This window comes from Pseudoclavibacter sp. VKM Ac-2867 (genome assembly GCF_015351275.1).
Taxonomy (GTDB): domain Bacteria; phylum Actinomycetota; class Actinomycetes; order Actinomycetales; family Microbacteriaceae; genus Pseudoclavibacter.
In genome coordinates, this window is the sequence record NZ_JADKSL010000010.1 from 13,597 (window position 1) to 32,032 (window position 18,436).

Genomic DNA, 18,436 nt, shown 5'->3' on the forward strand with positions numbered 1-18,436 from the left:
CGCGGTCCAACAGCGAGACGGCCGCTGTTGTTCCCGCTGCCGATCAGCGGAGGTACGCCTTCAGCCACCGCGACATGGCCGCGAACGCCTCGGCACGCACAGGCGGGGCGGAGAGCAGAACGTCGTGCAGCGCGCCGTCCAGGCGACGAACCGTGACCGTGTCACCAAGATTGAGTGAACGCCGGGCGATGTCGTCGACGCGCAGCACGGAATCCGAGGTGCGCATCGACTCATGCCAGATCGGCGACAGCGTACTCCGCGACGAGAGGAGCGTCAGGACGGGCGCCCGGATGTCGAGCCCTACGGCGACCGCTGCGTGTCCGGCGAGGATGGCGTGGAGCCAGCCAGCTCGCACGGTGAAGCTCGGCGTCGGCCGCCAGCGGTCGTCGAACTCCCACTCGCCACCCAGCTCCTTCTTCACAGCCCGCGTGTAGAAGCCGAAGTCGATGTTGTTGAACGTATCCGTGGGGCGGAGCTGGGCCGCGAGCGTCATGAGCGGAGTCAGCGCCGTGCGGACCGCCGCTCTGGTCTGCAGCTCGAGCCACGGGCTGTTCAGGATGAGCGCATCCGCTCGACCGGGGTTCCGGTCCGCCCAGAGACTCAGCGTGAGGCCGCCCGTGGAGTGACCGATCAGGATGAGCGGATGCCGACCCCGGCGGTGCCCGCCTGGCCCATGCCCCATGACCTCGAGGGCACGTTCCAGCTCCTCGTCGTAGGTCGCGAGATCGGTGACGAATCCGGGCGTCTGATAGTCGCGGAGGCTCCGGCCGTATTTGCGGAGGTCGAGCGCGAAGAACCGTGCGCCTTCGCTCGCCCAGTGGTGCGCGTGGTGCTTCTGGAAGAAGTAGTCGGACCAGCCGTGCACGTAGAGGACGTCAGCTCCACGCGCTGGGCCCCGCGCGAAGCGGTCTGCCCGAGGCCCCCGCACGAGCGTTGCGACGACCGGGCCCTCGTGGTCGGGCTTGAGCGTCAGATCGAGTGCCGAGAAGCCGGAACCGAGGATATCCGGTCGCCATTCCGTCGCCGCGACAAGCGCGTCTCTGACATCCAGCTCGGTGGACCCCTGCACCGGACTCACGACTCGCTCCGCGTCTTGGCTATCGACATGGTGAAACGATACCCAACCGGGGGCCGCCGCGGGCTCTCACCGACGACAAGAGGCCGGTCAGGACCGTGGGGGTCCTGACCGGCCTCTCGGCGGCAGCGTGCGGCTAGCGGGTGTGCTTGCCCTCGTACGCGGGGACGACGCGGTCGTCATCGACGCCAACGCGGTGCACGCGGAGGTCGTTGGTGGTGCCAGCGCGGCCCGGGGGCATGCCGGCGACGACCACGACGACGTCGCCCGCCTGGGCGAGGCCGTTCTCCATGAGGTACTTGTCGACCTGCCCGATCATCTCGTCGGTGTGCGTGACGCGCTCCACGATGGCGGCCGTGACGCCCCAGTAGAGGTTCATGCGACGAGCGATGTGCGGCGACGGGGTGAACCCGAGCACGGGGATCTCGGTGCGCAGGCGAGCCATGCGGCGCACGGAGTCACCGGACTCCGTGAACACGCAGTAGTACTTCGCCTTGAGGAACTCGCCCACTTCCGACGCGGCGAGGGTGATCGCTCCGCCCTGCGTGAAGGGCTTCGTGCCCAGTGGCGGGATGCGGTCCAGTCCGTGCGTCTCGGTCGACTCGATGATGCGGGCCATGGTGCGCACCGCCTCGATCGGGAACGCGCCGACGCTGGTCTCACCGGAGAGCATGAGCGCGTCGGCGCCGTCGAGGACGGCGTTGGCGCAGTCGGATGCCTCCGCGCGGGTGGGGCGCGGGTTCTCGATCATCGTCTCGAGCATCTGCGTCGCGACGATCACGGGCTTCGCCCAGCGGCGAGCCTGCTGGATCGCGTTCTTCTGCACGATCGGGACCTGCTCGAGGGGAAGCTCCACGCCGAGGTCGCCGCGGGCGACCATGATGCCGTCGAACGCGTCGACGATCTCGTTGAGGTTCTCGACGGCCTGCGGCTTCTCGATCTTCGCGATCACGGGAAGGCGGATGCCCTCCTCGTCCATGATCGCGTGGACGCGGTTGATGTCCTCCGCCGAGCGCACGAACGACAGGGCGATGATGTCGGCGCCGATGCGCAGACCCCAGCGGAGGTCGTCCTCGTCCTTCTCGGAGAGCGCCGGCACGTTCACGGCGACGCCGGGCAGGTTGATGCCCTTGTTGTTCGAGACCTTGCCTGGCACCTCGACGCGGGTCGTGACGGTCACGCCGTCGGTCTCCACGACGCGCACGAGCACCTTGCCGTCATCGATGAGCAGCGGGTCGCCCGGCTTCACGTCGGTGGGCAGGCCCTTGTAGGTCGTGCCGACGAGGTCCTTCGTGCCGGGCACGTCCTGGGAGGTGATCTTGAAGATGTCCCCGACCGCGAGGTGGTGGGGGCCGTCCTCGAACTTCTCGAGACGGATCTTCGGTCCCTGCAGGTCGACCAGGATCGCGACGGGAACGCCGAGCTCCTCGGCGGCATCCCGGACGAGGGTGTAGTTCTCCGTGTGCACGGCGTGGTCGCCGTGGCTGAGGTTGAAGCGCGTGACGTTGACGCCGGCGCCGATGAGGGCGCGGATCCCTTCAGGGGTGTTGACGGCTGGACCGAGGGTGGCGACGATCTTCGCTCTACGGCTCATGCATTAACTCCGGTTCGTCGAAACTGTGGTGCGCCGAGAGGCGCGTGGTGGCGGGTTCAGAGGGAGATCGCGCGCTCGGTGGCGAGGATCGGCTCCGGAAGCTCCGTCGACTGTTCAAGATACCGGTCGACGGAGGCGGCTGCCGCACGTCCCTCGGCGATCGCCCAGACGATGAGGGACTGACCGCGGCCCGCGTCGCCCGCGACGAACACTCCAGGGAGCTCCGTCTCGTACTCGGCAGTGCGGTCGAGGGCTCCCCGTGAGGTGAACGGGAGCTGCAGCTGAGGTTCGATCGTGTGCCGCTCCGGGCCCGTGAAGCCCATGGCCAGGAGCACCAGGTCGGCGGGAAGCTCGCGTTCCGTGCCCGCCTTCGGGCCTCGTGAGCCGTCAGCGCGGAACTCGGTCTCGGCGAGGCGGATCGCGCGGACCCGGCCGGACTCGTCGCCGATGAACTCGACCGTGGACGCCTGGAAGGCGCGCTCGCCGCCTTCCTCGTGCGAGGTCGAGACCTCGAAGAGGGTCGGAGTCGTCGGCCACGGCTGGTGCGCGGGACGCTCGGTCGGCGGCTCCTTGCCGATGGCGAGGTTCGTGACCGAGGCCGCGCCCTGGCGGTGCGAGGTGCCGATGCAGTCTGCACCGGTGTCTCCACCGCCGATGACGATGACGTGCTTGTCCTCGGCGTGGATCTGCGAGGCGAGGTCATCGCCCGCGACCACGCGGTTGGACTGCGTCAGGAAGTCCATCGCGTAGTGGACGCCCTTGAGCTCGCGGCCGGGCACGGGGAGATCGCGCGGGACCAGCGCTCCGGTGGCGACTACGACGGCGTCGTAGCGCTGGCGGAGGTTATCCCACGTGATGTCGCGACCGATCTCGATGCCGGTGCGGAAGCGAGTGCCCTCGGCACGCATCTGCGAGAGACGTGCATCCAGCACGGACTTCTCCATCTTGAAGTCCGGGATGCCGTAGCGCAGCAGCCCGCCGATGCGGTCGTCACGCTCGAACACCGCGACGGTATGGCCGGCGCGTGTCAGCTGCTGGGCGGCGGCGAGGCCCGCTGGCCCCGATCCGACCACGGCGACGGTCTTGCCCGTGAGCCGCTCGGGCGGGTGCGGACGAACGTTGCCCTCGGCGAAGGCCGTGTCCGCGATGGACTGCTCGACGCGCTTGATCGTGACGGCCGGCTGGTTGATGCCGAGCACGCACGACGACTCGCACGGGGCCGGGCACAGGCGTCCCGTGAACTCCGGGAAGTTGTTCGTGGCGTGCAGGCGCTCGCTCGCGCCCGCCATGTCACCGCGGAACGTCAGGTCGTTCCACTCGGGGATGATGTTGCCGAGCGGGCAGCCCTGGTGGCAGAAGGGAACGCCGCAGTCCATGCAGCGCCCAGCCTGCCGGCGCAGCTGGGTCGGCTCCTGCGGGTCGTAGACCTCGCTGAAGTCCATGATGCGCACGGGAACGGGCCGACGCTTGGGGAGCTCGCGTTCGCGATTGGTGAGGAATCCTCTCGGGTCAGCCACGGGTCGCCTCCAGAATCTCGTGCCAGGTCGTGCTGTCGTCGGGGTCGCCACCGCGTTCGATGGCTGCGTTGCGGATCTCGGTGACCTTCGCGTAGTCACGCGGGAGCACCTTCGTGAACTCCTTCGACACCGCGTCGAAGTCATCGAGCATCTCGCGAGCGAGCTGCGAGTCGGTCTCCGAGTAGTGGCGCTCGAGGATGTCGCGCAGGATGTCGGCATCGGCGCTGGTCAGCGTCGTCAGACCGAGCTCACCCGTCGAGACCATGTCGGGGTTGACGAGCTTCGGGTCGAGCTTGTGCACGTAGGCGATGCCGCCGGACATGCCCGCACCGAAGTTCTTGCCCGTCTCCCCCAGGATCACGGCGAGTCCGCCGGTCATGTACTCGAGCGCGTGGTCGCCAACGGCCTCCGCCACTGCGGTGGCGCCGGAGTTGCGGACGAGGAAGCGCTCGCCGACGACGCCGCTCAGGAACATGGTTCCGCTCGTCGCGCCGTAGCCGATGACGTTGCCCGCGATGACGTTCTCGTGCGATTTGAACGGCGCACGCTCGTCGGGCCTGAGGATGATCTCACCACCGCTGAGCCCCTTGCCGACGTAGTCGTTCGAGTCGCCGACGAGCCGGATGCGGATGCCGTTCGGCAGGAACGCGCCCAGCGACTGCCCCGCGGTCCCGCGCAGTTCGATGTCGATCGTGCCTGCGGGCAGGCCGTGCTCCCCGTGCTTGAGGGTCACGTGGTGCCCGAGCATCGTGCCGACGGCGCGATCGGTGTTGATGACATCCATCGAGACCTTGACGGACTCGCCGCGCTCGAGCGCCTGCTCGGCGAGCGTGAGCAGCTTCTGGTCGAAGTGCTGGTCGAGCTCGTGCTCCTGGGTGACGAGACTCCGAGTCGGCGCATCGCCGAACTCGTGGCCGGTGAGCACGCGAGAGAGGTCGAGCCCCTCGGTCTTCCAGTGATGCATCGCTTCGTCGACCTCGAGGAGCTCGCGCTTCCCGATGATCTCGTCCAGCGAGCGCACGCCGAGCTCCGCGAGGTACTCGCGGACTTCCTGCGCCACGAACTCGAAGAAGTTCACGACGTGGTCGGCCTGACCCGTGTAGCGTGCGCGCAGCTCAGGGTTCTGCGTGGCGACACCGACCGGGCATGTGTCGAGGTGGCAGACGCGCATCATGATGCAGCCAGAGACGACCAGCGCAGCGGTCGCAAAGCCGAACTCCTCGGCACCGAGCAGGGCGCCGACGATGACGTCTCGGCCCGTCTTGAGCTGACCATCCACCTGCACGACCACGCGGTCGCGCAGACCGTTGAGCATGAGCGTCTGCTGCGTCTCGGCAAGACCGAGCTCCCACGGGGTTCCCGCGTGCTTGAGGGAGTTGAGCGGCGAGGCGCCCGTGCCGCCGTCGTGGCCCGAGACGAGGACGACGTCGGCAAGTGCCTTCGTCACACCGGCCGCGACTGCGCCGATGCCGTTCTCGCTCACGAGCTTCACGTGGATGCGCGCCGACGGGTTCGCTCGCTTGAGGTCGAAGATCAGCTGCTTGAGATCCTCGATGGAGTAGATGTCGTGGTGAGGGGGTGGGGAGATCAGACCGACGCCAGGCGTCGCGTGGCGCGTCCGAGCCACCCACGGGTAGACCTTCGTCGGAGGCAGCTGCCCGCCTTCGCCCGGCTTCGCACCCTGCGCCAGCTTGATCTGGATGTCATCCGCGTGAGTCAGGTACATGCTCGTGACGCCGAACCGGCCCGAGGCAACCTGCTTGATGGCGCTGCGTCGCTCAGGATCGAGGAGGCGCTCCACGTCCTCGCCGCCCTCACCCGTGTTCGACTTGCCCCCGATGCGGTTCATCGCGATGGCGAGCGTCTCGTGGGCTTCCTTCGAGATGGAGCCGTAGCTCATGGCTCCGGTCTGGAACCGCTTCAGGATCTCGGAAGCCGGCTCGACCTCGTCGATCGGAATCGGAGTCCGGTCGCCCACCTTGAACTTGAAGAGTCCACGCAGCGTCATGGTCTCCGCGGCCTGGTCGTCGACGAGCTTCGTGTACTCCTTGAAGATGTCGTAGCGGCCCTCGCGCGTCGAGTGCTGCAGACGGAAGATCGTGTTCGGGTTGAAGAGGTGCGGTGGCCCCTCACGGCGCCACTGGTACTCGCCACCGATGTCGAGTGGACGGTGCGACGCGGGAGCAGCCTGAGCCGGGTACGCGTGGCGGTGGCGGAGCTGGTTCTCGCGGGCGATGCCCTCGAGCCCCATTCCGGAGATCTTGCTCGCCGTGCCCGTGAAGTACTCGCTGACGAGCTCGTTCGAGAGGCCGACGGCCTCGAAGCACTGCGCACCCGCGTAGGAGGAGACCGCGGAGATGCCCATCTTCGACATGATCTTCAGGACGCCCTTGCCGAGCGCCTTGATCAGGTTGGCGACCGCCTTCTCTTCGGAGACTCCGGTGAGCTTGCCCTGACGGACCATGTCCTCGCAGGACTCCATCGCCAGGTACGGGTTGACGGCGGAAGCACCGTAGCCGAGCAGCACTGCGACGTGGTGCACCTCGCGGACATCACCCGCCTCGATGACCAGGCCGACGCGCATCCTGCGCTCCGTGCGGATCAAGTGGTGGTGCACGGCACTCGTCATGAGCAGCGAGGGGATGGGCGCGTAGTCGCGGTTCGAGTCGCGGTCGGAGAGCACGATGAAGCCGGCGCCGGCGTCGATCGCGCGGTCGGCCTCCTCGCACAGCTCCTCGAGGCGCTTGCGCAGCCCCTCCACGCCGTCGTCGACCCGGTAGCAGCCGCGGAGGGTCTCCGCCGCGTCGATACCGGGGCGCTGCTCGATGTGCTGGATCTTCGCGAGCTGGTCGTTGTCGATGACCGGGAAGTCGAGCACGACCTGACGCGCGTGCTCGGGGCCAGCGCTGAGGAGGTTCTCCTGCGGCCCGATGCTCGTCGTGAGACTTGTCACGACCTCCTCGCGGATCGAGTCGAGCGGCGGGTTCGTCACCTGCGCGAAGTTCTGCGTGAAGTAGTCGAAGACGAGCCGTGGTCGGTCCGTGAGGATCGCGATGGGCGTGTCCGTCCCCATGGCGCCGATCGGCTCAGCACCGTTCTTCGCCATAGGGGCGAGCAGGATACGCAGCTCCTCCTCGGTGTAGCCGAAGGTGCGCTGGCGGCGTTCGACAGAGGCCGGAGTGTGCGTGACGTGCTCGCGCTCCGGGAGCTCAGCGAGGTTGATACGACCCTCGTCGAGCCAGTCCCCCCACGGCTGCAGCTCCGCGAGGTCGTGCTTGACCTCATCGTCCTCGATGAGGCGGCCGACCTCGGTGTCCACGAGGAGCACCTGGCCGGGGCGCAGACGCCCCTTGCGGATGACGGTCGCGGGGTCGAGGCTCGCGACGCCGACCTCGGAGCCCAGCACGATCAGGCCGTCGGCCGTCTGCACGAAGCGGCCGGGGCGAAGCCCGTTCCGGTCGAGCGTCGCGCACACGTAGCGGCCGTCGGTGAACGCCATAGCCGCAGGCCCGTCCCACGGCTCCATGATGAGCGAGTGGTACTCGTAGAAGTCACGCACCTCAGCGCTCAGGTCCTCTGCGGTCTCCCACGCTGCCGGCACCATCATGTGCACGGCGTGCGCGAGGGAGCGGCCCGAGAGGGTCAGGAGCTCCAGCACCTCGTCGAAGGAGGCCGAGTCGCTGGCGCCCTCGGTGACGATCGGGAACAGGTCCGCGACGTCGCCGAGGATCTCAGAGCGCAGCTGCGACTGCCGGGCGCGCATCCAGTTGCGGTTGCCACGAACCGTGTTGATCTCGCCGTTGTGCGCCATCATGCGCATCGGCTGCGCGAGCTGCCACGACGGGAACGTGTTCGTTGAATAGCGCGAGTGCACGATCGCGAGCTTGGAGGCGAAGCGCTCATCGCTCAGGTCCGGGTAGAACGGCTCAAGCTGCAGCGTCGTGACCATGCCCTTGTAGGTGATCGAGCGGCACGAGAGCGACATGAAGTACACGCCGAGCGAATGCTCGGCGCGCTTGCGCATGCGGTAGCACTGCCGGTCGAGGGACGCGCCCTTGCGCGGGTTCCCTCGGAAGTTCTGGCGCTCGCTGCGCACGAAGAGCTGTTCGATGACGGGCATCGCGGCTCGCGCCAGCTTGCCGAGCTCATCGGGCTGCACGGGAACCTCTCGCCAGCCGATGACGCGGAGGTCCTCTTCTGCCGCGAGCTTGGCGATGCCAGCCTTGACCCTGGCCCGCTCGTCCGCGTCCACCGGGAGGTAGGCGTTGCCGACCGCGTACCGGCCATCGGCAGGCAGATCGAAGCCGCTGACCGCGCGGAAGAAGTCATCCGGGATGGCCGTCAGGATTCCGGCGCCATCACCGGTGCCCGCATCCGAGCCGACGGCGCCGCGGTGCTCCATGTGGCGGAGCGCGTCGAGCGCGTGGTCGATGATGTCGTGACCCGGCGTGCCACGCAGGGTGGCGACCATCGCGAGCCCGCAGGCATCGCGTTCGTTGGCAGGGTCATACAGACCGGCTGCTGCTGGGTAGCCATTCGTTGGAAAGGCGGCGGAGGTCATAACTCGTCCCCTCGTCGGTGGTGCCATGGGTCGCTTGGCGGACTCGACAGAAGACTGATGTTGACGGAGCCCGTTCGGGGCGGGTGCCTACAGGCGTCCGTCGGTCCATTCAGCAGATTACGACCGCTGTGTTACTTCTGTGTTTCGAGGTGCACGAGCAAGGCCCGAGAGGGGTGGGGTGTTTCGCGTCAGTTCTTCGAAGAGGTAGAGACTTCTTCGCTCTCATCAGGGGTATTTTCCACAGCGCCTGAGTTAGGCTTGGCTTCGGAAGTTTCCTCGTCGTGAACCGAAGATTGCGCGGAGGTTTCCTCGTCGGCGTCGAGCTCGCTTCCGTCTGCATCGAGTTCGTCGTCGCCGTCGGGCTCGTCGTCCCCGTCGAGTTCGTCAGCCTCAGCACCCTGAGCAGTCTCGGCGGCCCTGGCTGCCTCGGACTCCGGATCGCGTCCGGGAAGGTAGATGCTCGTGCTCAGCTGCGAGACCGGCAGGCGTGAGACGTAGATGAAGAGCGCGACGCCGACGATGACGAGGCACAGGGCCCCGAAGACGTTCGAGCGCATCCCGAGGATCACCTCGGAGTAATCGACGCGGATGGACTCGATCCACATGCGTCCGGTTCCGTACCAGATGAGGTAGGCGGCGAGCGTCTTGCCCGTGCGCCACCTGAACATGCGCTCGAGGAGCACGATGAGGGCGATGCCGGCGAGGTTCCAGAGCATCTCGTACAGGAACGTCGGATGGAAGAGCGTCCCCTCCGGCAAGCCGACGGGGAAGGCTGGATTGCTCGCCTCGATCTGCAGGCCCCACGGCAGGTCGGTGGGCCAGCCGTAGAGCTCGTGGTTGAAGTAGTTGCCGAGACGCCCGACGGCCTGTGCCAGGAGGAGGCCCGGGATGAGCGCGTCCGAGAACGCGAGCATGCGGATGCCCGTCATGCGGCTCGCGATGAAGATGCCGATCGCTCCGCCGATGAGGGAGCCGATGATGGCGTTGCCACCCTCCCAGATGAAGAAGATCCGCCAGAAGTTGGCGCCCTCGAAGAAGTAGTCGGCCGGGTGCGTGAAGACGTGGTACAGACGCGCGCCGAGCAGCCCGAGCAGCACTGCCCAGATGGCGAAGTCGACCGTGATCCACTTCTCACCGCCACGCGCGGTGAGGCGCCGGTCCGTCCACAGCACGGCGAGGATCATGCCCGCCACGATGAAGAGCGCGTAGAGGTGCACCGTGAGCGGCCCGACCTCGAAGCTCGCCCAGTCGAGGGGCGGGCTGGGGATTCCGGTCAGTGGCGTCATGCCTGTTCCTTCGAAGATGGAGCGTGGAGTGCGGTTCCGGTCGCGAGCTGGGCGGCGACCTCGGCGACCGCGGGCACGCCGCCGGAGGCGAGAGCCTTCACAAGCGCGGATCCGACGATGGCGCCCTCCGCATACTCGAGCACCTCGCGGACTTGCTCTGCGGTCGAGATACCGAGGCCGACGCAGGCTCGTGTGCAGCCGTGCGCGTGGAGTCGGTCCGCGAGTGAGCGCGCGGCCTGGTCGACGTCCGCCCTGGCTCCCGTGATGCCCATGGTCGAGACCGTGTACACGAAGCCACTGCTGGAGTTGATGACCAGATCGAGGCGAGCGTCGCTCGAGCTGGGGGCCGCGAGGAAGACGCGGTCGAGCTCGTGCGCCTGCGAGGCGGCGATCCACTCGCCGCCCTCGTCAGGGACGAGGTCGGGTGTGATCAGCCCGTTGCCACCCGCTGCGGCGAGGTCGCGGGCGAACGCGTCGACGCCGTACTGCATGACGAGGTTCCAGTAGGTCATGACGACGATGGGCGCGTCCACCTCGGCACGGATCTGGCGGATGGCCTCGAAGACGTGCTCTGTCCGGAAGCCGCCCTCGAGCGCCTGAACGGCCGCAGCCTGGATGACGGGGCCGTCCATGACCGGGTCCGAGTACGGCATGCCGAGCTCGATGACGTCGACGCCAGCCTTGACGACCGCGATAGCCGCGGCCACGGAGGTGTCGAAGTCCGGGAATCCGACGGGCAGGTAGGCGACGAGCGCACCCCTGCGGTCTCTATTCGCCGTGTCGATGACCTGCTCGAGGGCAGACGTCGCGGACGGGATCGGGGAAGCCGCGGTGGTCGATGCTGAGGTCACTTGACTTCTCCCTCGGTGCGGTCCGGGTTGCCGAGACCGAAGTACTCGGCTGCGGTCTCCATGTCCTTGTCGCCGCGACCCGAGAGCGAGACCAGGATCGTCGCGTCCGGACCGAGCTCCTTGCCGAGCTCGAGCGCGCCGGCGAGGGCATGGCTGGATTCGATGGCAGGAATGATGCCCTCGGTGCGTGAGAGCAGTCGGAAGGCCTCCATGGCCGCCGCATCCGTCACCGGGAGGTACGTTGCTCGACCGACGGCGGCGAGGTGCGCGTGCTCTGGTCCGACGCCCGGATAGTCGAGGCCCGCCGAGATCGAGTGCGACTCGATGGTCTGTCCGTCGACGTCCTGGAGGAGCAGGGTGCGAGCGCCGTGGAGCACGCCAGGGCGACCGGCGCCGATCGTCGCGGCATGCCGTGGCGTGTCGACGCCGTCGCCAGCGGCTTCGTAGCCGTAGAGCGCAACTGTGGGGTCGTCGAGGAACGCGCTGAAGATGCCGATCGCGTTGGATCCACCTCCGACACACGCGACGACGGCGTCCGGCAGGGCACCGGTGAGGTCGAGCACCTGCTGGCGCGCCTCCTCGCCGATGATGGCCTGGAGGTCGCGAACCAGCGCGGGGAACGGGTGCGGGCCAGCGGCAGTGCCGAACACGTAGTTCGTCGTGTCGACGGATGCGACCCAGTCGCGCATGGCGTCGTTGATCGCATCCTTGAGCGTCGCCGAACCCGACTCGACGGCCACGACCTCAGCCCCCAGGAGCCGCATCCGCGCGACGTTCAGCGCCTGGCGCGCAGTGTCGACGGCACCCATGTAGATCGTGCAGTCGAGGCCGAAGAGGGCCGCCGCAGTCGCAGTCGCGACGCCGTGCTGGCCTGCGCCTGTCTCGGCGATGACCCGCGTCTTTCCGATGCGCTTCGTCAGCAGAGCCTGCCCGAGCACGTTGTTGATCTTGTGCGATCCCGTGTGGTTGAGATCTTCGCGCTTGAGGATGATGCGGGCGCCGCCAGCGTGCGCGGCGAACCGCGGTGCCTCGGTGATGATCGAGGGGCGACCCGAGTAGTCGCGGTGCAGCCGGGAGAGCTCAGCCCAGAATTCGTCGTCAGCCTTCGCGGCCTCCCAGGCGCTCGACAGCTCGTCGAGAGCCGCCATGAGGCTCTCCGGGACGAAGCGGCCGCCGAACTCCCCGTAGTAGGGGCCAGAGGCGTTCCGCAGCGATGTGGTGTCTGGGGGCAAGGTGCTCATGCGAGGTGGAAGGTCTCCAAAGTAGATTCCGGGTTGCCGCCCGTCACGAGCGCCTCCCCGATGAGAACGGCGTCTGCGCCGGCGTCGCGGTAGCGGCGCACGTGAGCTGGTTCGAGGACCGCCGATTCGGCGACCTTGACGACATCGTTCGGGTAGAGGGGAGCAAGCTCCCCGAAGAGCTCCGGGTGGAGCTCGAAGGTCGCGAGGTTGCGAGCATTGACACCGAGGATCCTCGCGCCGGCGTCGAGACCGCGCAGCAGCTCGTCCTTCGAATGGGCTTCGACGAGCGCCGTCATGCCGAGCTGCTCGGTGAACTCCGCGAGGCGGACGAGCGTCGACTGGTCGAGCCCCGCGACGATGAGCAGGGCCAGGTCGGCCCCGCACGCGCGGGCCTCGAGCAGCTGGTACTCCTCAGCGATGAACTCCTTGCGGAGCACTGGGACGGCGACCGTGTCGCGCACGGCGCGGAGGTCGTCGAGCGAGCCGAGGAACTTGCGCTGCTCCGTGAGCACGGAGATCGCGGCCGCTCCCCCACGTTCGTAGGAAGCCGCCAGCACAGCGGGGTCGGGGATATCAGCGAGGCGACCCCGAGACGGGCTGGCTCGCTTGACCTCCGCGATGATGTTGACGCGCTCCGAGCGGGCGAGTGCCCCGTACGCGTCAAGCGCAGGGGCGACGTCGGAGATTCGAGCCTCGAGAACGCTCGAGGGAGTGCGCTCCCGCCGTTCAGCCGCGTCCTCGAGAGCGCCGTGGTACAGCGACTCGAGCAAGCTAGTGCGCCTTCGGCCCGAAGCCGAGACGAGCGAGCAGCGGCCAGGCGATGGCCCCGATCACGATCGCGACGACGCCGACCCAGGTGACGATGTTCTGGTCGAACCAGATGCCGAGCGTCCCGACGGTGAAGCCGACGAGCATGATGAGGACACCGGTCCACGCGGCAACCGAATGGCCGTGGCTCTCGTGGGGCTCCTGCAGCGGGGCCTCCTGGACCTCTTCTGCCTCTTCGATGCTCGTGGGTTCGTGGGACGTCTTCGCGGCCAGTTCAGTCATGAGGGTGCTCCTTGTCACGTGCGCTGGGATAAGTCTAGCTGGATGCTCGCGAGCCACCCGCGTCGGTGGGGTCGTCGCCGTGGCTCAGCGCATCCCATTGCTCGACACGTTGATCGCTGTCCGTCGGGGCATCCGCGTGAACGGCACCCGTCGGCTGTCCATTCTCGGGCATCTCGTCGGCGGCTTCCAGTGAAGTCGTCGAGAAGCGCCGTCCACTCGTCGGCCATCGGCGGGCCGTGACGATGGTGAGCACGCCGGCGAAGGCGAGGACGGCGCCGGCGACGACGGCCAGCCATGGCCAGAAGGCGACAGAGACCGCTCCGGCGGCGACCGCATCCGCGATCGTCTGCTCGCCCGCGAGTCCCGACGCCGCCGTCACCTCAGGTGCGATGGCCGGGGCCGGGTTGCCGACCGCGATGAAGGCCTGCAGCACCAGGACCGCGCCGACGAGCGTGAGCAGCCCGCCGAGCACGAACCTGAACACGACTCCTGCGAGGGCCAGCGCCGCGAGGACTGCGAGGGCCGCCAGTGCGAGCGCCATGACAGCGGGGGCCGCGACGTCTCCGCGGACCTCGCCCGCGAATGTCTGCGCCCCGAGGGACAGCTCGAACGAGAACCACACCTGCGACCAGGCGAGGATCGCCAGACCCGCGCCGACGACGATCGCCAGGAGCGTGGCGCGCTTGCCGCGCTTGCCCGCAGCGTCAGGCGACGTCATGGGCCGGGAACTCGAGCGCGAGGTCGTCGCCGTCGAAGCAGGTTCGGGTACCGGTGTGGCAGGCGGGGCCGTGCTGGTCGACGCCGAGGAGGATCGTGTCTGCATCGCAGTCGAGCGCGAAGCTCACGAGGCGCTGCGTGTTGCCGGAGGTGTCGCCCTTGCGCCACAGCTCCGAACGAGAGCGCGACCAGTAGACGACGCGCCCCTCGGTCAGGGTCATCCGCAGCGACTCCGCGTTCAGCCAGGCGAGCATGAGCACCTCGCGGGTGTCGTGCTGCGTCACGACCGCCGGAACCAGGCCGCGGTCGTCGAACGAGACCCGCGAGAGGATCTCGTCGATCTGCAGCGCGGAGACAGGGAAAGTGGAGGCCGTCATCGGACGCTCCGCCTGACGGTGATTCCTGCTTCGGCCAGAGAATCCTTCACCTGGCCGATCGTGAACTGCCGGTGGTGGAAGACGCTCGCAGCCAGCACCGCGTCCGCGCCAGCCTCGACGGCGGGCGCGAAGTGCTCGAGCGCACCAGCTCCGCCGGACGCGATGACGGGGACCGTCGCCAGCTCGCGGACCAGGCGGGTCAGCTCCAGATCGAAGCCGGCCTTCGTGCCATCAGCGTCCATGGAGTTGACGAGAAGCTCCCCCGCGCCGCGCTCGATGGCCTCGCGGGCCCAGCTGAGCGCGTCGATCCCGGTGTCCGTGCGCCCACCGTGGGACGTCACGACGAACCCGGACTCCGTCGATGGCGAACGCTTCACATCGAGCGAGAGGACGAGGACCTGCTTGCCGAACGTCGACGAGATCTCGTCGAGGAGCGCCGGCCGCGCGATAGCCGCGGAGTTGACGCCGACCTTGTCGGCGCCGCACGCGAGCAGCACGCGAACATCCTCGACGCTGCGCACCCCACCGCCGACGGTGAGCGGGATGAAGACCTGCTCCGCCGTCCGTGTGACGAGGTCGTAGGTGGTCCCTCGCCCCTCATTCGAGGCGGTCACGTCGAGGAAGGTGAGCTCGTCCGCACCCTGCTCGGCGTAGAGCGCCGCGAGCTCGACGGGGTCGCCCGCATCCTGGAGATCCAGGAAGTTGACCCCCTTGACGACGCGCCCCTCGGCCACGTCCAGGCAGGGGATGACGCGCGTTGCGAGCCCCGTGGACTTCTGGGCGGATGAGGAGACGGTCATCGTCATCACACCCGGACGGCTTGCAGCGCCGTCACGATGATGGCCTTGGCCCCCGCGTCCTGGAGCTGGTCCATGACCTGGTTGAGCTCGTTCTGCGGCACCATGGAGCGCACCGCGACCCAGTCCGAGTCGCGCAGCGGCGAGATCGTCGGCGACTGGAAGCCAGGCGTGATCGCCAGAGCCGCGTCGAGTTTCGACGATTCGATGTCGTAGTCCATGATCGCGTAGCGTCGCGCGACGAGCACGCCGTCGAGTCGACCGAGGAGGCGACGCGCAGCGTGCTCCTTCTCCGGCGTCGAGATGAGGACCGCCGTGGATTCGAGGATGACCGGCCCGAAGACCTCGAGGCCCGCCTTGCGCAGCGTGCCGCCCGTTGAGACGACGTCGGCGACGGCATCCGCGACGCCAAGCCGGATGGCCGACTCGACCGCCCCCTCCAGGGGCACCAGCTCAGCCTCGATGCCCGCCCGGGCGAACCAGGAGCCGAGCAGGCCCGTGTAGCTCGTCGCCACCCGCTTGCCCTGCAACTGGCTGACATCGGTGAATTCGCCGGCGGGGCCCGCGAATCGGAAGGTGGAGTCGCCGAAGTCCAGCGCACGGACCTCCTTGGCGGCCGACTCGGTGTTCAAGAGGAAGTCGCGGCCCGTGATGCCAGCGTCGAGGACACCCGAGCCCACGTAGGTCGCGATGTCACGAGGCCGAAGGTAGAAGAACTCGACATCGTTGATCGGGTCGATGGCGACGAGCTCACGGCTGTCGCCACGGCCGCGGTAGCCGGCCTCCTGCAGCATTTCGTTGGCCGTCTCGGCGAGCATGCCCTTGTTTGGCACGGCGATGCGAAGCATTGTTGGAACGTCCTTGGTTCTGGGAGTCATGAATCGGGATGGGTGCGCGCTGCCTGGTGACCTCACCGGCGTCGGCGCACGTGTCGCGCGGGCCGTTCGACGGCGCCGAGCTCGTGCCTGCTAGAGGTTGCGGTAGACGTCGTCGAGCGTGAGGCCCTTGGCGAGCATGAGGACCTGCAGATGGTAGAGCAGCTGCGAGATCTCCTCAGCCGTCTCCTCGTCGCTCTCGTACTCGGCGGCCATCCAGACCTCAGCGGCCTCCTCGACGATCTTCTTCCCGATCGTATGCACGCCCGCGTCGAACTCTCGGACCGTGCCTGAACCCTCTGGTCGGGAGGCGATCTTCTCGGAGAGCTCTGCGAACAGCGTGTCGAAGGATTTCACAGGCACAGCGTAGTCGCTTGGCGCCTAGTGCGCGTGCCGGGCATCCGCTGCAGCGGCGCGCAGCGCCGCGATCTGCTCACCGGGATCACCGCGGAACACGGCCGATCCGGCGACGAAGGTATCGGCGCCGTTCGCTGCCGCGAGCTCGATCGTGTCGAGCGAGATCCCACCGTCGACCTGGAGCCAGGTCTCGAGGCCGTGCGACTTCCTGAGTCTGTCGGCCCTCGCCAGCTTCGGCATCATGTCCGCCATGAAGGACTGACCGCCGAAGCCGGGCTCGACGGTCATGATGAGCAGCTGGTCGAAGTGGGGCAGGATCTCCTCGACGGCGCTGAGGGGCGTCGCCGGGTTGATGGCGATGCCAGCGCGCGCGCCTCGCTCCTTCAACCGCTTGGCGAGGGTCACGGGACTCGTCGCGGCCTCCGCGTGGAAGGTCACCGAGAACACGCCCATCTCCGCGAACTGGGGAGCCCAGCGGTCCGGGTCCTCGATCATGAGGTGCAGGTCGAGCGGCACGGGGCTGATCTCCTGCAGACGCTCCACCATCGGCTGGCCGAACGTGAGGTTCGGCACGAAGTGGTTGTCCATGACGTCGACGTGCGCCGCATCGGCTGAGGCGATGCGGCCGAGATCTCTCTCGAAGTTGGCGAAGTCGGCGGCCAGGATGCTGGGGTTGATGCGCGCGTTCACGGGGCGATCCTACGGGGTCGGGGTCTCCTGCTGAGCTGGTGCTCGGCGCAGGAGAGCGAGGAACATGGCGTCGGTGCCGTGGCGGTGGGGCCAGAGCTGCACGAGCGTGCCGTCGCCGAGGGGACGTTCGCCGAGGTCCAGTTCACCGGTCGTCGAGGCACGGTTCATGATCGCGGCCGCATCCAGCACCTCAGCGCCCGACAGCCGAACCGCGCGGCGCACGACACCGGTCGTCTCTGCCTGGTGGGGCGAGCAGGTGACGTAAGCCACGATGCCGCCTGGCTTCACGGTGGCGAGCGCCGCCTCGAGCAGTTGCTCCTGCAGTTGGACGAGCTCGCTCACGTCGCTGCTCTGCTTCCGCCAGCGTGCCTCCGGCCTGCGGCGCAGTGCGCCGAGGCCCGTGCAGGGGGCGTCGAGGAGGACACGATCGAACTCGCCAGGGTGGCTCTCGGCGAATGAGCGTCCGTCCTCGTTGGTGACGGAGACGGGAGCCGCGAGCGGGGCGAGCGCCGTGCGGACGAGCCCGGCGCGAGCCGGCACGAGCTCGTTGGCGGTGAGCTTGGCACCGAGCTCGGTGGCGCTGGCAGCGAGCAGGGCAGCTTTGCCCCCGGGGCCGGCGCACATGTCGAGCCAGCGCTCGCCGGCGAGGACCGGCGCCGCCTCGAGCAGCGCGAGCGTGACGAGCTGCGAGCCCTCGTCCTGGACGCGTGCCCTGCCCGCCTTGACCTGAGGGACCCAGGACGGGTCGCCCGAGGCGAGCGTCAACCCGCGAGGCGAGACTCGGCCTGGCGCGAGGAGGTCGGCGTTCGTCTCGATGAGCTCGCCGGGCGTGTCGAAGCCGGGGAGGGACACGATGCTGACGGCTGGCGACTCATTGTCAGCGGCGAGTGTCGCGGCGAGCTCGTCGCCGCGCTCTTCCGCGGCGAGCGAGTCGCGCAGTGCGCGCACGATCCAGTCCGGATGCGACTGCCGGACCGCGAGAGTCCGCTCCTCGCTCTGCCCCGTCGTGATCTCGTCGAGCCATTCGTCGAGTCCGGTGCGCGAGATCTTCCGAAGGATGGCGTTGACGAACCCGGAAGCGCCTCTGGACGCGATGCGGGCGGCCTGCTCGACCGACTCGTTGACCGCAGCGTGACTCGGCGTGCGCATGCTCAGCAGCTGGTGCGCGCCCAGCCGAAGGACATCGAGGATCGGCGGGTCGATGTCGCGGACGTCGCGTCCGGACGCCTCGGCGATGATCGCGTCGTACGTGCCTCGACGACGAAGCGTCCCGTAGGTCAGCTCGGTCGCAAGGCCCGCATCCGACGGGGAGAGCCGTGCCGCCGAGATCCGGTGCGGAAGCAGGAGGTTTGCGTAGGCGTCGTCTTCGTCGACCGCTCTGAGAACCTCGAACGCCACCTGGCGTGAGCGCGTGACGGAGCGACCGGCTGTCGGCTGGTCAGGGCGTC

16 protein-coding genes are annotated in these 18,436 nt (G+C 68.2%); all 16 read right to left on the reverse strand.

The annotated features are described in order from the left end of the window. Window positions 1–43: 43 nt before the first annotated feature. Complete coding sequence (locus tag ITJ67_RS11160; RefSeq protein ID WP_323741451.1) at window positions 44–1,078, reverse strand: alpha/beta hydrolase; 1,035 nt, start codon at window positions 1,076–1,078, stop codon at window positions 44–46. Window positions 1,079–1,211: 133 nt separating this feature from the next. Beyond that, complete coding sequence (gene pyk, locus ITJ67_RS11165; RefSeq protein WP_194677662.1) at window positions 1,212–2,669, reverse strand: pyruvate kinase; 1,458 nt, start codon at window positions 2,667–2,669, stop codon at window positions 1,212–1,214. A gap of 56 nt (window positions 2,670–2,725) precedes the next feature. Further along, window positions 2,726–4,186, reverse strand: a complete 1,461-nt coding sequence (locus ITJ67_RS11170) for a glutamate synthase subunit beta (RefSeq protein ID WP_104241252.1) — start codon at window positions 4,184–4,186, stop codon at window positions 2,726–2,728. After that, window positions 4,179–8,747, reverse strand: coding sequence for a glutamate synthase large subunit (gene gltB, locus ITJ67_RS11175; protein WP_228502682.1), 4,569 nt, complete (start codon window positions 8,745–8,747; stop codon window positions 4,179–4,181). Before gltB ends, ITJ67_RS11170 begins: the two co-directional genes overlap by 8 nt. A 188-nt stretch (window positions 8,748–8,935) precedes the next feature. After that, entirely contained in the window at window positions 8,936–10,033 is a 1,098-nt protein-coding gene (lgt, locus tag ITJ67_RS11180) for a prolipoprotein diacylglyceryl transferase (protein WP_194677664.1), read from the reverse strand. Next, window positions 10,030–10,851, reverse strand: coding sequence for a tryptophan synthase subunit alpha (trpA, locus tag ITJ67_RS11185; protein ID WP_194677756.1), 822 nt, complete (start codon window positions 10,849–10,851; stop codon window positions 10,030–10,032). The genes lgt and trpA overlap by 4 nt, the downstream gene beginning before the upstream one ends. 29 nt (window positions 10,852–10,880) lie before the next feature. After that, complete coding sequence (gene trpB, locus ITJ67_RS11190) at window positions 10,881–12,125, reverse strand: tryptophan synthase subunit beta (RefSeq protein ID WP_160071776.1); 1,245 nt, start codon at window positions 12,123–12,125, stop codon at window positions 10,881–10,883. Further along, entirely contained in the window at window positions 12,122–12,895 is a 774-nt protein-coding gene (gene trpC / locus ITJ67_RS11195) for an indole-3-glycerol phosphate synthase TrpC (protein WP_160071777.1), read from the reverse strand. The genes trpB and trpC overlap by 4 nt, the downstream gene beginning before the upstream one ends. Before the next feature lies 1 nt (window position 12,896). Then, window positions 12,897–13,175 (reverse strand): HGxxPAAW family protein, encoded by a 279-nt coding sequence (locus ITJ67_RS11200; RefSeq protein ID WP_146080203.1) that lies wholly within the window; start codon window positions 13,173–13,175, stop codon window positions 12,897–12,899. A gap of 34 nt (window positions 13,176–13,209) precedes the next feature. Continuing rightward, window positions 13,210–13,893, reverse strand: coding sequence for a Trp biosynthesis-associated membrane protein (locus ITJ67_RS11205; protein WP_160071778.1), 684 nt, complete (start codon window positions 13,891–13,893; stop codon window positions 13,210–13,212). Continuing rightward, complete coding sequence (gene hisI / locus ITJ67_RS11210) at window positions 13,880–14,269, reverse strand: phosphoribosyl-AMP cyclohydrolase (RefSeq protein ID WP_194677665.1); 390 nt, start codon at window positions 14,267–14,269, stop codon at window positions 13,880–13,882. Before hisI ends, ITJ67_RS11205 begins: the two co-directional genes overlap by 14 nt. Further along, on the reverse strand, window positions 14,266–15,069 hold the full coding sequence (gene hisF, locus ITJ67_RS11215; protein WP_194677666.1) for an imidazole glycerol phosphate synthase subunit HisF: 804 nt from the start codon (window positions 15,067–15,069) through the stop codon (window positions 14,266–14,268). Before hisF ends, hisI begins: the two co-directional genes overlap by 4 nt. Before the next feature lie 5 nt (window positions 15,070–15,074). Next, a complete protein-coding gene (hisG, locus tag ITJ67_RS11220; protein ID WP_104306636.1) occupies window positions 15,075–15,914 on the reverse strand; it encodes an ATP phosphoribosyltransferase in 840 nt (279 codons plus the stop codon). 120 nt (window positions 15,915–16,034) lie between these two features. Further along, window positions 16,035–16,298, reverse strand: a complete 264-nt coding sequence (locus ITJ67_RS11225; RefSeq protein WP_104241260.1) for a phosphoribosyl-ATP diphosphatase — start codon at window positions 16,296–16,298, stop codon at window positions 16,035–16,037. Window positions 16,299–16,322: 24 nt separating this feature from the next. Beyond that, entirely contained in the window at window positions 16,323–16,988 is a 666-nt protein-coding gene (gene rpe / locus ITJ67_RS11230) for a ribulose-phosphate 3-epimerase (protein ID WP_104241261.1), read from the reverse strand. 9 nt (window positions 16,989–16,997) lie between these two features. Next, window positions 16,998–18,386 carry an RsmB/NOP family class I SAM-dependent RNA methyltransferase gene (locus ITJ67_RS11235; RefSeq protein ID WP_416362319.1) on the reverse strand — a complete coding sequence of 463 codons (1,389 nt, stop codon included), beginning with the start codon at window positions 18,384–18,386 and terminating at the stop codon, window positions 16,998–17,000. Window positions 18,387–18,436: the final 50 nt, after the last annotated feature.

Bases quoted from the DNA above. Each gene is read 5' to 3' on its own strand.
- hisF (WP_194677666.1), bottom strand. From the start codon at position 15,069: ATGACCGTCTCCTCATCCGCCCAGAAGTCCACGGGGCTCGCAACGCGC.
- ITJ67_RS11200 (WP_146080203.1), bottom strand. From the start codon at position 13,175: ATGACTGAACTGGCCGCGAAGACGTCCCACGAACCCACGAGCATCGAA.
- hisI (WP_194677665.1), bottom strand. From the start codon at position 14,269: ATGACGGCCTCCACTTTCCCTGTCTCCGCGCTGCAGATCGACGAGATC.
- gltB (WP_228502682.1), bottom strand. From the start codon at position 8,747: ATGACCTCCGCCGCCTTTCCAACGAATGGCTACCCAGCAGCAGCCGGT.
- pyk (WP_194677662.1), bottom strand. From the start codon at position 2,669: ATGAGCCGTAGAGCGAAGATCGTCGCCACCCTCGGTCCAGCCGTCAAC.
- ITJ67_RS11205 (WP_160071778.1), bottom strand. From the start codon at position 13,893: ATGACGTCGCCTGACGCTGCGGGCAAGCGCGGCAAGCGCGCCACGCTC.
- trpB (WP_160071776.1), bottom strand. From the start codon at position 12,125: ATGAGCACCTTGCCCCCAGACACCACATCGCTGCGGAACGCCTCTGGC.
- lgt (WP_194677664.1), bottom strand. From the start codon at position 10,033: ATGACGCCACTGACCGGAATCCCCAGCCCGCCCCTCGACTGGGCGAGC.
- hisG (WP_104306636.1), bottom strand. From the start codon at position 15,914: ATGCTTCGCATCGCCGTGCCAAACAAGGGCATGCTCGCCGAGACGGCC.